Here is a 13,407-nt window from a genome sequence, read left to right as displayed (position 1 = left end):
TGTTTCCCCCATTCGCAGATCATATATTTAGCTGCCTTCTTGTTTTTATTGAGCTAACGTTCCCCTATAGCATAATAGACCCTCGTTAGTTTGTTGGGCCAAAATAATCTGATAAAACCCCCACTAAAACTTGCTTATAATCGTTTATATCATACGAAGAGTTGTCCACTTTTCTCTTGACTATATTTATTCCATTAAATATTTCTTCTTCCAAATCCCTTCTTGCCTTAAGAACCTGCAGAGTTCCCTCTAACCCTTTGTAACTATGTTTTTTTCCATACCCTTGGCTTGTATAATATTCAATAAATCCCTCTGACCATTCTTGAGGTCTTTCCTTTACAGCCTTTCTGAAAGAATGTTCAAGATCGTCCTGTTCTACGTAAATCAACAATGGATTCAGCGGCTCCACAATTGTTGCCAATTCTAAAACATAACTTATAACGTCTTCCTTCTTTGCTGCATATTTAATCATCCCCATGGTTATAGGGTTTTGTAAAAAACAACAATCAAAAACAAAGGGGTCTGTACCTTTCAAAACACTCTCCGCAAACTTCTTCCATTTCTCTGTTATCAGTTTCCTGTTTTGATCCAGTGACAATTCATAAACATCATTTTTGGCAACTGCATGTAGCAATTCATCTGGAAAACTTGACTCGTATTCGTTTTTTATTTTCCGATATTCTAGGAAGTAATTGTCGCCATGTTTAATTACACGATTACTCAACAAATCTTTGAACTTTTCATGGGTATTCAATAAATCATAGAATTCATTTTTCTGAAAATAGGCAACTCCATCATAATCAGCAGGATGTTCTAAATTTCCTTCTAAAAACAGTTGAGATTTAATGTTCATTTCCGTAAGAATTTCGTGAACTAGTTGAGCAGTTGTTGTTTTCCCGAATCCTGGTAATCCCTCAATTAAGACTAACTTAGGTCTCATAATAAAGTTCCTCCATTCGCTATTAGGAGGATAAGCAGGTGAGAATCAATAGAGATGCGGCTTCCCACGAAATTAAAAGCGGATACCATTAGGTATCCGCAGAATAGGTTTATGAGACACCTTTCCCTGCATACCCTGTAAGATTAAAGAAAAGCATGCCCAATAAAATAGTGTAGTCACTATTTCAGGCATCTTTTCGGACTGTTAATCTTTACAGAGTAATCCACATGATAAGGTTTAAGCTCCTTTATTTGCATCTCTATTGTTTAGATTAACATTACGCATAGACAAATACAATCAAGGGCTTGCCATACAAAACTGCCCGCTGACTTAATGAAGCATCGTCAGTCTAATACTTTATTTTTCAGTCTAGAACTTTATTTTCTTCTGATACCATGCTTACCTATAAATCGCTTGGCTGCTTCACACGCTGCCACCGGAAGCAGCAGCCAGACATAGGCATGGATAGAATTATCTATACGCTCAATTTCAGATTCATCTACTAGACTAGCAAATGCATGCATGCTGCGATTAATTTTCTCATCCGCCCACTCTTCTGCGCTGGGAAGAAACAGCACAGGGCATTGTACCTTTGTGTAATATTGTTCGAACTTTAGATCCCAATATTTTTGAACGTATTCTGTCCTAACACGGTTTAAGAAGCAATATGTATAACCACCGTTTGGCAACTGTTGCAGATTATTTTCAAAGAAGGTTAAGAAGTTATCATTCCATAATCCTTCCTGTGTCAGCTCCGCCCGTTCCTCTTCGACATACTCTTCTATCGTTGTAAATACACGTTCTACCCTTTCAGCCAGTCGAGTCCGTTCCTCTTCTTTGCGGCGCTCGATTTCTTCCGCAGTACCATTGAAAGTCCCATATTCTCCGAACTCATTGTAGAGTGCCCCCTCGCAGATAAAGGAACGCACAAACCCAGGATGTGATGCGGCTAGACTTAGTCCAACCTCAGCTCCCATCGAACTGCCTACAATATGGCATTGTTCTACGTTAAACCGCTGCAACAGTAAGTAAATGTCGTTCGCCATATCATCAATATGATATCCCGTTAAGGGTTTGCCGGATTTCCCGTGTCCGCGAATATCCGGAGCAATGATGCTGTATTCTTGCTCAAATAGCGGTATAACCCCGTCCCACATATGCAAATTCCCACCGCTAAAATGCAGAAATAAAACAACCGGCTTAAGGTTTAATTCATACCGTACATTAATTCCAATATGTTCAAGCTCGATAATTTCCTCAATCATTTTTGCCCTCCTGGTGTTGGTAAATTCTCTTTGATTATGCCTATCTTGGTATAAATATTTCAATCATTCAATGAGATTTCACATAGTTCGCCTAACGGAATAGCTTAAACAGTCAATAAAAAAAGGCAACCCCGTCATAAGGGTTACCTGATGATTTTTTGCTATTACGTCCGGCGCATGTATGCGCGCACTGTGATAGGTGCGAAGACCGCTACGATTGCTGCGGCACCAACGAGGGAATAGACAATATCTGAGCCCATCGTACCTGCGTTAACAAGATTCCGGACAGCCGAAACCAGATGCGAAATCGGGTTCACGTTGACGAACCACTGAAGCCAATCCGGCATCGTATCGACTGGTACAAAGGCATTCGAGAGGAAGGTCAGCGGGAACAGCACGAGCATGGATATTCCCTGTACACTGGAAGCGGTACGCGCGATTACGCCGAAGAAGGCGAAGATCCAGCTTACAGCCCATGAGCAGCCGATCACGAGCAGAGCCGCGAGAGCAACATATCCGAGTCCGCCTTCGGGACGAAAGCCCATGATATATCCCATTACGAAAGTAAGCACAGTAGCAATGGTATACCGGACCGTATCTGCCAGCAGCGCTCCCGCAAGTGGGGCAATCCGCGAGATCGGCAGGGACTTAAAGCGGTCAAATACGCCCTTTTCCATATCCTCACGAAGCTGGACGCCTGTAACAATCGAAGTGCCGATTACAGTCTGGACGAGAATCCCGGGGATGATCACCGGCAAGTAATTCTGGACATCTCCAGAGATCGCCCCGCCAAAGATATAAGTGAACATCAGTGTGAAAATAATCGGCTGAAGTGTGACGTCAAACAGTTGCTCAGGTGTGCGTTTGATTTTCAGCAGGCCCCGATAAGCCATCGTAAGTGAATTACGTACCGCCTGACCGAAGCTTGTGCGGTTTTTCAGTTGGCGCGTGGCGCCTGGCTTAATTAAAGTACTCATATGGTTTGTCCCTCCATTTGAATTGATTTGGCGGACGGAGAAGCGGATTGTTCTGTTGCCCCGTGGCCTGTAATGCTCAGAAACACCTCATCGAGCGTTGGCTTCTGCACACTCAGCTCCGCTAAGGAAACTCCCGTCTCACGGAGGGCAATCAGCAGATCAGTGACCCGGTCAGCATTCCCCATGGGTGCAGTAATCTTCGCGGCTTCTGCAGATATACTGGTCTTTACTCTTAGCACCCGTTCAACCGTCTGCCGGGCTAATTCCATTTGCAGCGGATTCTGAACTCTTAATTGTAAGGACGAGGTACCGACTGATGATTTCAGCTCATCTACCGTTCCCTCAGCGACCACCCGGCCATGATCGATTACGGCAATCCGGTCCGCGAGCTGATCTGCCTCTTCAAGATATTGTGTGGTTAGCAAAACGGTTGAGCCAGCTTTAATCAAGCGCCGGATCGTGTCCCACATCTGGTTGCGTGTGCGCGGATCGAGCCCCGTCGTCGGTTCATCGAGGAAAATGAGCGGCGGTTGCGCGATCAGGCTTGCGGCCAAATCGAGCCGCCGGCGCATTCCGCCGGAGAAATTTTTGAGCGGGCGTTTAGCTGCTTCGCTGAGACCAAATTCCTCCAGCAGCTCCGCTGCCTTGCGGCGTGCTTCAGCGCGGCCCAGCCCGAGCAGCCGGGAGAAAATCACCAGATTCTCAGTCGCACTAAGCGACTCATCCACTGACGCGTATTGTCCAGTTACACCGATTAATTGGCGCACGATCTGCGGCTCCTTCACCACATCATGACCGAAAACCCGCGCGTAACCGGCATCCGGTTTTAGCAGCGTTGCCAGCATTCTGACCGCTGTAGTTTTCCCCGCTCCATTCGGCCCAAGCACGCCATAAATCGAACCCGTAGCTACCTGCAGGTCCACACCATCCACTGCCCGGTTGTCCCCAAAATCCTTGACAAGCCCTCGGGCTTCGATGGCCCAGTCTTTAGATTGTGAACCAGCTTTCGAGTGTTGACTCATTTGTTACTCCTCCTAAACGTTCGTTATGCAAGGATCATAAATGGCTAATTTAAACTGAATATAAACTTGCCAGTTACTCCTTAGTGCTGCTTCATTATAACTCTAAGGAATAAGCGGCTTAACGGTCTCCAAGCGCATTTATGTCTCGGTCCCCGGACGTAGAAGCGGGCGTACGATCACACAAAAAAGGCTTGAGATAAGGCGTTTAGCCATTACCTCAAGCCTTGGATATTATTGATCCGCTCAGGAACTATTCAACTGGAACGTTCGCAATCGTCACGGATTCGGTGTATTTTGCCGTACCGTTCAATCGGAGCCGCATATTGGCCGCACCGGTTGTATTCGGATTGATAGTTACGGTAAAGGTCTTGGTCGCAACACCGCTGGCATTAGCCGTCAGCGAGAAGGTTGAGCTATAACCATAGGATGACGGCCACGAGCCATCGCTGTTCTTAACCTTCGCGACTTGCGTCCCGGAGCTGGTGTATACTCCCAGACTATAGCCGGAAGTCGTCGAACCGGCCGTAAGACCGGTAAGGGTCACTACTACCGGGAACTCATATTGATTCGGAAGCGTCGCCTGATGGCCGAATGCGTACGCTGGTGTCGGGTTGGAGGTTGAGCTGACACCATATGAGCCTGCCTTGAAGGTGGAGGAATCATACCATTTGTAACCGGCAGCAGGCGCTGCCCAAGGTTCCGGCTGCGGTTCCGTGGAGCTGGCTGGTGCTTCCCAGCTATATAATGAAGTGGCTGTATCCAGCGTTAGTCCGGGTACCGATGAGAGTGAAGTATAGCTCTCCGGCGTAGCAAGCCAGTTCACCATGTTGATCAAAAGAGTGGCATCGTCCTGCTCCTTATAGCCATCGTATGTCGTTTTGGAGCCGCCCGTTTCCTCCCTCTTGTATTTAGGAGAAGCGTCCTCGACCGGGGAAGAATCTCCAATAAAGCCCGCTTTGCCTGCGCTGACCTTGGCTACAGCGACAAACGGTCCTTCCGCAACTCCGCCGCCGTTATATACTCCGGCATCCACTGCATTGGACCAGGCGGTAGCCGTTGTCGGCACATAGACGATCCCCTTCGCCTTCGTCGGGTCGGTAATGGCGAGTGTTGATCCGGCATGAACTGCCACGCTGGATACCCCGCTTGTAATATTGAACGCTTGCGACGGAGCCACGATGCTGCTGGCCGTCACATCCCCAAGCGCGTTGTAGCGGAATCTTACACCGAAATTGGAGGACAGCCAATCCGAGCTGGCAACCCCGGACATCGCGGACGAAGCCGCTTCCTCCGCAGTCATGCCAAGCGCGGGATTTGCCCAGGCTCCCCGGCGGTAGCCGTTGAAGACCTCAGAGGCATCCCAGCGGTTTTTGTTCCGGTCCGCATTGTAATGATCGCTGATGAAGAAAAGGCTGCCCCCGCCTTGTACATAGCTAAGCAGTGCGCTCTGCTCGGAGGTTTTGTACGGGATATTCGCTTCAGGAATGATGAATACGTCGTAGCCGGACAAATCAGATAACGTAATCGGCGTGCTCTTGCGCAGCTCTTTAACGTAGTAGCCTTGGGCTGCCAGCCCGTTCGCGAAATCCGAGAAGCCGCCGTCGATTACCCAATCCGCTGCACCGGCTGTCTGGGCATGCGTATTGTCGAACAGCACTTTCTTGCCGTTCGACGTAGCCGGGGTAATACTAGGCGCGGGGTCGGATGGCCCTTCCGCATTGACCCGGACCGGCGCGATACTTACAGCAGATGCCAGCATAGCGGCAATCGCCAGGCTTGTCCAGGTTTTGCGCAGACGCAGGAAGCTTTGAAACATTCTTCATTCCTCCATTCTCTTCATTCGATTGTAGCCAAGGATGGCTGTGGTTAGAATAACATAGAAAATTTTGGAATAGAAGATGGTTTTGCTATTTTTTACAATTTGCGAACATTTTTGACCCAAGAACAACAAAACTTCGGACAAACTGCTGTAGATTTTTGCTTCCCGGATATGAATTTCACCATCTATATAAGTTGCCTATCTAGTGTGCTAATAAGAATAACCTAATGAATCAATTTATTAATGTCGATATTACATACTGGTAATCTTAATAATACAAGGGGGAAAATACCAATGAGAATTTCAGGTAAGAAAATCATTATTTTAATGTTTGTTTCCGTGTTACTTTCAATCATTAACTGCTTCAATTTTGCCTCAGCTTCGTCTGGAAACATTGAGATTACTTCCGTATTTCAAAAGGATGTTAATACTCGTATTTCTAGTCTGTATAAAAAAAATCCAAATACATTAAGTCAGACAGATGTAAAGAATCTAAATTACCTTTTGAATTTAGATCGCAAACTGCTCTTACATGCACTAGCAGAATCTGCTTCTACATCAAAATCTTCTGAAAATATCATGACAGACTTTTTTTCTAAGTATTTAATGAAAAACTTTATTTTATTTTTGAACGAAATTGAACCTTATCCTCAGGCAAGTTCACCAAAGAGACAAGCGGCTTATCGGGTAATGGTATCTGTTGCAAATGCGGAACAGCTCCCTTTACTTGGTAGAGAAATGGAAGTGAATAAAAATCTTTTAGTTAGAAGTACCATAATAGATTTGTTTAGAGACAAATACGGGAAAACTGCTATCGACTCAATCATGAATATTATACCTACTGAACCAAATGTTGGAGTAATGGCTAAAGCTATGCGTCTAGCTTTTGACCTTGGAGACACATATCCGGATCTCATCCCTGTAATCTGTAAGCCATACATAAAAGTCGGTGGTACACCTACCAAAAATGTATACATTAATTCATTGTCGATGATTCCTAACGAACAAAGAAAAACAAATTGGGTCGAATATTTAATTTTTAATCTGAATGATCCATCTGCAAATAAACTTTGGAGTGACCTGCAGTCAAAGTCCTATGATTTTCAGTATTTTCAACTATTTGATAGATTTAAAAATGATCCGACTGTATTTAAACGCTTAGAGGAAATGGATCCGAAAACCGCAAAAATCTGGAAAGAGGCGCAATTACAGCTATAGTGAAGTTCCTCAGAATATATCCTGATCAGCTTGGAATTTTAAAATGAAAATCTAAAGTTCAACTTATCTAGGCACCAATCCAGTAAGTTCATCATACATAGATAGTGGAGAAAGGCGGGGATTCAGGTGAGCAGCACTAATCATTTTCAGGAGAGGACGATCTTTCTGGCAGCAGTCTGCGAACAGACCTATGCCCAATTTACGAATACAGACGGTGCGTTCACCGTTCCAGCCGGTTACTCGGTCAGCTACACGATTCAAGCGAAGTCGATCACCCAGGTATGGGAGCGGTTTGGGTTCATACTAGAATCTCCGCAAGAGATTATTGTTGCCTTTCGGGGAAGCAGTTCAATGCCTAACTGGATTTCTAACGCCAATGCCTCGCAAAAACAGTTCAAATACATCAAGGAAGATTGCCTGACGCACCGCGGCTTCACAGGCATTTATGCTTCCGCCCGAAACGGAATTCTCTCTCTACTAGACAGTCTGTCGCCCGACAAAACCCTCTACATCACAGGCCACAGCCTGGGCGGCGCGCTCGCAACCTTGTGTGCCGTTGATATTGCGGCCAACTCTTCTTTTACCGCACCCCGCCTATACACCTTCGCTTCACCCCGTGTAGGCGATCCGGCGTTTGCAAAAGCCTGTGCCAAGTATGTCCAGACCAGCTACCGCATTGCCAATCCATTCGACATTGTCACACACGCCCCGCCTTCGATTTACAAGCTGCCAAGACGGGAGAAACGGTACTACTACAGCCATGTGCAGTCCCTCTCCTCCCAGCCATTCCAGAAAGGAGCCATTAACCTCAATCACATCCTCAGCAACTATTTCGCCAAGCTCTCAAAACCTGAGCCGGAATTTACCGAAGCGTTATGTACTTCGAACCCTGGGTTCTGTCCAGTTGTTACAGAGCAACCCCATAATTCAAGAGAGCTATATGCAGAATGACGGATTTTGAGGAAAAAGGAGCACTTTAACGAAGTGTGGCTATGACCAGCGTCGATAAATAAAGATGGACATAAAGGTAACCTGTTACGTATAATAAAAACGTAATAGGTTACCTTTTTAATAATAGGAGATGAACGCATTGGACGAAAAAGAGCAGCAAGCTTACATACTGGGCGCTATACTTACGCTCGCCAACCGCCTGCAAGTGCTGGGCGATAAATTGGATGACAAAGTAACGATGAAGCAGTGGCTGCTGATCGCCATCATTTTGAAGAGCGGTTCCCCCGCACCCACCTTAAGCGATGTTGCCGAAATGATTGGCAGCTCCCGGCAAAACGTGAAGAAGATGGCTCTGATTCTGGAGAAACAGGGGTTTGTCACCCTGACCAAGGACAGCAGCGATGCGCGTATGGTAAGGTTGCAGCTTACGGAGAAATGTATGGTTTATTTTGCGGGAAGAAGTGTGAGGGAAGATCAGTTCATGGAAGCTCTGTTCCACTCCTTCGATGCTGAGTTAACTCGCGGCCTATACAGCGGTCTGACCCGGCTCACTGACAACATCTCCCGAATGGAGTCGGATTCCTCAGATGAAGAAAAGGAGTAGAAAAATTATGGTTCTTCTGTTGATATTTCTGGCCAGCTTTGCTATCGGCATGATTATTTTCTGGGGCATCCCGTACTCCAAAACGAAAGCAGAATTCCGGCGGATCGCTGACGGGCAGCTTGCCCGTGCCGAAATGAAGAACAGTGTGTTCACAAGCGAAGACTGGAAGGTACTGCCTTCTCCTGTGCGGAAGTATTTTGAAACCGGCGGATATACCGGCAAACCTAAAATGTCTTCGATGAACATCATTTTTTCAAATGTAGACTTCATTCTGTCCCCCAAGAAGCCTGCAATTTCCATAGATTACACCCAATACAACTTCGCTCAGCAGCCAACAAGAATTGCCCTAATTGATACGACTATGTACGGCATTCCCTTTCAAGGCCTGGATTCCTATGTAGACGGAGTAGGTGGCATGAAGGGCGTCTTAGCCAAAATGTTCACTCTCTTCAACCAGCGGGGCGAAGAAATGGATCAGGCGTGTCTGGTTACTTTTTTGTCGGAAGCTCTCTTGCTGCCGAGTGCGGCTATACAGAGCTATATCACTTGGGAACCCATCGACGATACTCATGCCAGGGCGACCATCTCCTACTATGGCATTACTGCAGGTGGAATATTCAGTTTTCGCGACAACGGAGAATGCCTGTCCTTCACAACTGACGACCGGACCGCCATCGGGATGGACGGCTCCAAGCAGCAGGTGCGGTGGTCAGCCTACATGGAGGATTACAAGCTTATTGACGGTGTTAGACAACCGACTCATCTGAAGGCCGTGTGGCATTATGACAGCGGGGATCTTGTTTATTTTGACAGCAGAAATTTCCAGGTGAAGTATCAATGATCAAGTCCATAATAGCGTTTATAGCCGTCCATCCATTCTTTTTTTGAAAAATCCTCCAAATCATAAGGCTCACACTGCTGCAGATATGCTAGTTGCTTCTGAGCATCTTCATTCGGCTGTGCCTGCAGATATTCCATAGTCTCCTTGACGCCTGCGCCGCAGAGAAGCTGAACGTCGATATAGGCGCTGGTGTCGAAGTTTTTCCTTTTGGCTGCCCATATCAGCAGAGTGTCCTCAACAACTCCTATGGAGAACAGCAGGATGCACAGTGCTTTTAAATACTCATTGTCCTCCGAGTCTTCATTCTTAATTTCTGCCTGTAAAAGCTGCCGGATGCTGTCTCGATGCTGTATTGCCGGCTCTATTCCGAAGCGTTCGAGGAGTTCTTCTTCATTGTTCATGTTGTTCACTCGTTTCTTTATATTCGAATATTTAGTTAAACTTTGCTTGGAAGGAATTAGTAATTCTTGATAAAATAAATATGAAGATGCTCAGGTAATAAATTTTTGTACATATAAGGAGATAAAACTATGGCAAAAAATAAATTACTGAGAATGGACAATGTTGGCATCGTTGTAGAATCCCTTGATGACGCAATCTCTTTTTTCGAGGAGATTGGCTTGAAGCTCGAAGGACGAGCTACTGTCGAAGGTGAATGGGCTGGCCGTGTAACCGGGCTGGGTTCACAGTGTGTAGAGATTGCTATGATGGTTACCCCAGATGGTCACAGCCGACTTGAACTTTCGCAATTTCTCACCCCGCCTACTATATCAGATCACCGAACTGCTCCTGTAAATGCCCTCGGTTATCTACGCGTCATGTTCGCCGTTGAAGACATTGACGAAATGGTATCCAGGCTCACTAAGCATGGTGCTCAGCTCGTTGGCGAAGTGGTGCAGTACGAGGACTCGTATCGGCTCTGCTACATTCGTGGAATTGAAGGACTTCTAATCGGTTTGGCGGAACAACTCGGTAATAAATAAGTGACGTTTAAAAGAAGACTTAACTGAAATATACATTACTAGAGAAAAAATAGAAACAGAAAAGCAGTATGAAAGTATCTCGAAGAAGTTGGGTGCATGATGCATGAACTTTAACGGAAACCAATGAAAAACCAAATTAAAGAGACTCAACTAACGGGTCCGATAGTTCAATAAGCCGCCTCTTCAACGAGGCGGTTTTCTTATCGTAAAGATCAACATTAGGATTTATCATAGCCTTGTGTCAGAAGAAAATAAAGTATTAGACTGGTTTTCTATATTCTACACGGAGTTTCGAGTTGCCGTACCATCAGTCTCCATAAAATTAGTTTTAGACTGACCCTTGAAATTGGAACAGCGACTGCCATGGACAAGAAAATAAAGTCCTAGACTGTCGCTGTCTCATTGAACTAACGTTCTCCGTTAGTTGAACCAACAATCAAATACCTTTTCCAATTATGAACTTATTTCTATGCTTGAGCTTAATTCTCTGAAAAAAGGATCATCAGGAAGTGTTATTGTTGCAGATTATCTCCCCGGAATAAGTTATCGACTGGATTAATGTTCTTGTATAAAAAGGCGTTTTAATCGATACATCAATGAACACAGTCCAAGTGTTCTACTCTCCCCGCTGCTGGTTCCAACCGGCTCACCCGAGAACAATCAAGTGCGGGGTGTTGCAGCAGTTGGACTTCCCGCCGTTGCAACACGGCTTCACATGGGAGCATCGATGCAGGAGATTCATTTAAGCGAAATTTCGCGTTCTGTTTTGCTGTACTGTAGGCCAAGCTTGACTGCGATTGGCTTCATTGGCGCATAGGCTGTACCCTCCTGAATGATAATATCCTTTGCTTTTAGATCTACGTAGGCCTTTTTGTTCTTGTAGCTAAGCTCAATTTTGCCGGGTTTAACGATAAGCGTGGCATTGAGGGCGGTTGCTAAATCTTTTACGGAGCAGTACAGCAGATCATTTACTCCCAAAAAGGCCGGCTGATCATGAAATACAACAGGCTTACCCTCATACACAATTTCCCACGGTCTGGCATATGTAAAATAGCTTTGATCCACATCGGGCGTAATGACATAGTCATCCGGTCTGTCGTAGGGGTCAGAATCCTCCTTGGTAACAATTCCCTTCACGATTTCAACATGTACATCCTTTACATAATCGGGGCTATTGCTAGTGAATGGTGTGTATTCAAGATTTGTATTTGAATGCCAGGTCAGATCCAAAGGCCATTGTTTGTAGGGCATGGCTATTTCATGGAGTTTCTTCTGAGTGACGGTGTCATAGACCAGAAAGCTCCTGCGCTCTCCCCGGTCATACTCCAGATCGAATACTAAGTATCTCTGATTGGGTGATAGATGTATTATTGACACAAAAGCTTTTTCCGGTGTAATGGCGATTGCTTTTTTCGTCTTTTGATTGACCATATAAATTCTATTATTGTTATTATATTTTCTTGGTTCCATTATGTAATCTCCAAATTGTACTTTCCACTGTTCCCGGGTCGTGCTCATCTGCCTGATTTCCTTAAGGTTTTTTTGCTTGTCCAGCTCATAGATTTTCCCGTTTTTGCGGATGACCAGATTATCGTTTACTGAGATGGAGCCATTGCCCGTGTAGCACCCGCTGCCGTAACCTCTTATGCAGGAAAGGATGTCTCTGGACCCCAGGAAATCCTGCGGGCTGACGGATAAAATATACTTGTTGTCAGAAAGGGAGTAGAATTGCTTCTGTTTAGTTGCAGTGTTGTCAACGGTGTAAACATCATTTTTGGCCAGCAATTCAATAGTTGTGCCGGCAGAGGTGATATCACTTTTCTCGGTGTTTTCTGCCGTTCTCAGCAGTTTCATTTGCTTTTTACTGTAGTCAAAAGAATATAATTTCTGGGAGATGTTAGTGGTATCGGCGTGATACCCTGTGCTATATGTACTTTTTTCTCCCCTATATAGGCCATAGCTGAAAATTTGTCCTTTGTTGATCACCGTATAGCTCCATGCCATTAAGCTGAACTCTTCTGTTTTGCCCGCTTGATCTGCGGTTGATATGAACTCCCTCCAGTCTGTGACAAAACCGGCAGGTGGTGAATAAGCCAGTTCATCAAAAACATACTTTTCATATTTCCTTTCCCCTGTGCTGTAGCTCAGTGTATAGACCGACACAGCGGGAATGATCAGATTTTTTTCCTCGTTACGGTCATATTCAAAGTGTATAGCCACTACCTGCTTGTTCTCTGAGGCAGAATAAACACTCTGTATACCACTCTTCGATAACACTGTGCTGATTAACAGCAACGTTATAATTATGATTTTGCCTGCCATGCTGTTCAACAATTTAACCATTCATTAACCGCCTTTTTTGTGAATTTTCAAGTTTAATCGATATAGATTTTATTTTCTCCTTAACAGCCGAGCATCCCTCCGTTACCAAGTGTACCGCACGGCTTCGTCAGGGGGCAACTTGGATGCGGAGTTACAGCAGCTAGGCATACTACAGACACCACTGGTTTAGCCTGAAACAACTAATGGAAGCTTTTGCCTGGGTCGAAAACTTAGCTTCTCAATGTGTAGATTATTTCGAAATCATTAAACTATCCTGCCCGTTCGCTTAATGAAGCGCGGCCAGTCTAATATTTTATTTTCTCAGTCTACAACTTTATTTTCCGAGTCTAACACTTTATTTTTCAGTCTATTACTTTATTTTCTTTGGACACCTTGATTTCAGATTGAAATATAAAATATACCTAAAAGTGAAGCAGATAAAAACGACAGAATACAGTACAAATA

At 45.1% G+C, this 13,407-nt stretch carries 12 protein-coding genes; 5 read left to right on the top strand and 7 right to left on the bottom strand.

What is annotated here, in order from left to right:
- Positions 1 to 85: 85 nt before the first annotated feature.
- From AC0LWN_RS28400 to AC0LWN_RS28380, 5 genes are all read right to left on the bottom strand, one after another.
- Positions 86 to 940, bottom strand: a complete 855-nt coding sequence (locus AC0LWN_RS28400; protein ID WP_474671307.1) for a P-loop NTPase family protein — start codon at positions 938 to 940, stop codon at positions 86 to 88.
- A gap of 377 nt (positions 941 to 1,317) precedes the next feature.
- Positions 1,318 to 2,205, bottom strand: a complete 888-nt coding sequence (locus AC0LWN_RS28395; protein WP_474671305.1) for an alpha/beta fold hydrolase — start codon at positions 2,203 to 2,205, stop codon at positions 1,318 to 1,320.
- A 164-nt stretch (positions 2,206 to 2,369) separates the two neighbouring features.
- A complete protein-coding gene (locus AC0LWN_RS28390) occupies positions 2,370 to 3,182 on the bottom strand; it encodes an ABC transporter permease (protein ID WP_474671303.1) in 813 nt (270 codons plus the stop codon).
- Positions 3,179 to 4,204: an ATP-binding cassette domain-containing protein gene (locus tag AC0LWN_RS28385; protein ID WP_474671301.1), complete on the bottom strand. Its 1,026-nt coding sequence runs from the start codon at positions 4,202 to 4,204 to the stop codon at positions 3,179 to 3,181. The genes AC0LWN_RS28390 and AC0LWN_RS28385 overlap by 4 nt, the downstream gene beginning before the upstream one ends.
- Positions 4,205 to 4,454: 250 nt before the next feature.
- A complete protein-coding gene (locus AC0LWN_RS28380; RefSeq protein WP_474671299.1) occupies positions 4,455 to 6,020 on the bottom strand; it encodes a DNA-binding protein in 1,566 nt (521 codons plus the stop codon).
- 297 nt (positions 6,021 to 6,317) lie between these two features.
- Between AC0LWN_RS28380 and AC0LWN_RS28375 the strand changes: the two genes are divergently transcribed.
- The 4 genes from AC0LWN_RS28375 to AC0LWN_RS28360 all read left to right on the top strand — a co-directional run bounded on the left by AC0LWN_RS28375 (position 6,318) and on the right by AC0LWN_RS28360 (position 9,637).
- Entirely contained in the window at positions 6,318 to 7,241 is a 924-nt protein-coding gene (locus tag AC0LWN_RS28375) for a hypothetical protein (protein ID WP_474671297.1), read from the top strand.
- Positions 7,242 to 7,367: 126 nt separating this feature from the next.
- The gene (locus AC0LWN_RS28370; protein WP_474671295.1) at positions 7,368 to 8,192 is read left to right on the top strand and encodes a lipase family protein; all 825 of its coding nucleotides are present in this window, start codon (positions 7,368 to 7,370) and stop codon (positions 8,190 to 8,192) included.
- A 139-nt stretch (positions 8,193 to 8,331) separates the two neighbouring features.
- Entirely contained in the window at positions 8,332 to 8,796 is a 465-nt protein-coding gene (locus AC0LWN_RS28365; RefSeq protein WP_474671293.1) for a MarR family transcriptional regulator, read from the top strand.
- A 7-nt stretch (positions 8,797 to 8,803) separates the two neighbouring features.
- Positions 8,804 to 9,637: a DUF6544 family protein gene (locus AC0LWN_RS28360; RefSeq protein ID WP_474671291.1), complete on the top strand. Its 834-nt coding sequence runs from the start codon at positions 8,804 to 8,806 to the stop codon at positions 9,635 to 9,637.
- Here AC0LWN_RS28360 and AC0LWN_RS28355 read toward each other — a convergent pair.
- The gene (locus AC0LWN_RS28355) at positions 9,631 to 10,038 is read right to left on the bottom strand and encodes a hypothetical protein (protein WP_474671289.1); all 408 of its coding nucleotides are present in this window, start codon (positions 10,036 to 10,038) and stop codon (positions 9,631 to 9,633) included. The genes AC0LWN_RS28360 and AC0LWN_RS28355 overlap by 7 nt on opposite strands.
- Positions 10,039 to 10,167: 129 nt before the next feature.
- Here AC0LWN_RS28355 and AC0LWN_RS28350 point away from each other — a divergent pair, with 129 nt between their 5' ends.
- Complete coding sequence (locus AC0LWN_RS28350; RefSeq protein WP_474671288.1) at positions 10,168 to 10,620, top strand: VOC family protein; 453 nt, start codon at positions 10,168 to 10,170, stop codon at positions 10,618 to 10,620.
- A 738-nt stretch (positions 10,621 to 11,358) separates the two neighbouring features.
- Here AC0LWN_RS28350 and AC0LWN_RS28345 read toward each other — a convergent pair.
- The gene (locus AC0LWN_RS28345) at positions 11,359 to 12,963 is read right to left on the bottom strand and encodes a hypothetical protein (RefSeq protein WP_474671286.1); all 1,605 of its coding nucleotides are present in this window, start codon (positions 12,961 to 12,963) and stop codon (positions 11,359 to 11,361) included.
- Between the last annotated feature and the right edge of the window lie 444 nt (positions 12,964 to 13,407).

The sequence above is a fragment of the Paenibacillus sp. sgz302115 genome (genome assembly GCF_056120445.1).
Note: the sequence above shows the minus strand (reverse complement) of the source record. Positions and strands in the feature narration are given on the sequence as shown.

Excerpts from the sequence above, each read along its gene's own strand:
- AC0LWN_RS28385 (WP_474671301.1), bottom strand. The coding sequence starts at position 4,204 with ATGAGTCAACACTCGAAAGCTGGTTCACAATCTAAAGACTGGGCCATC.
- AC0LWN_RS28380 (WP_474671299.1), bottom strand. The coding sequence starts at position 6,020 with ATGTTTCAAAGCTTCCTGCGTCTGCGCAAAACCTGGACAAGCCTGGCG.
- AC0LWN_RS28355 (WP_474671289.1), bottom strand. The coding sequence starts at position 10,038 with ATGAACAATGAAGAAGAACTCCTCGAACGCTTCGGAATAGAGCCGGCA.
- AC0LWN_RS28375 (WP_474671297.1), top strand. The coding sequence starts at position 6,318 with ATGAGAATTTCAGGTAAGAAAATCATTATTTTAATGTTTGTTTCCGTG.
- AC0LWN_RS28400 (WP_474671307.1), bottom strand. The coding sequence starts at position 940 with ATGAGACCTAAGTTAGTCTTAATTGAGGGATTACCAGGATTCGGGAAA.
- AC0LWN_RS28390 (WP_474671303.1), bottom strand. The coding sequence starts at position 3,182 with ATGAGTACTTTAATTAAGCCAGGCGCCACGCGCCAACTGAAAAACCGC.
- AC0LWN_RS28360 (WP_474671291.1), top strand. The coding sequence starts at position 8,804 with ATGGTTCTTCTGTTGATATTTCTGGCCAGCTTTGCTATCGGCATGATT.
- AC0LWN_RS28395 (WP_474671305.1), bottom strand. The coding sequence starts at position 2,205 with ATGATTGAGGAAATTATCGAGCTTGAACATATTGGAATTAATGTACGG.
- AC0LWN_RS28350 (WP_474671288.1), top strand. The coding sequence starts at position 10,168 with ATGGCAAAAAATAAATTACTGAGAATGGACAATGTTGGCATCGTTGTA.
- AC0LWN_RS28345 (WP_474671286.1), bottom strand. The coding sequence starts at position 12,963 with ATGGTTAAATTGTTGAACAGCATGGCAGGCAAAATCATAATTATAACG.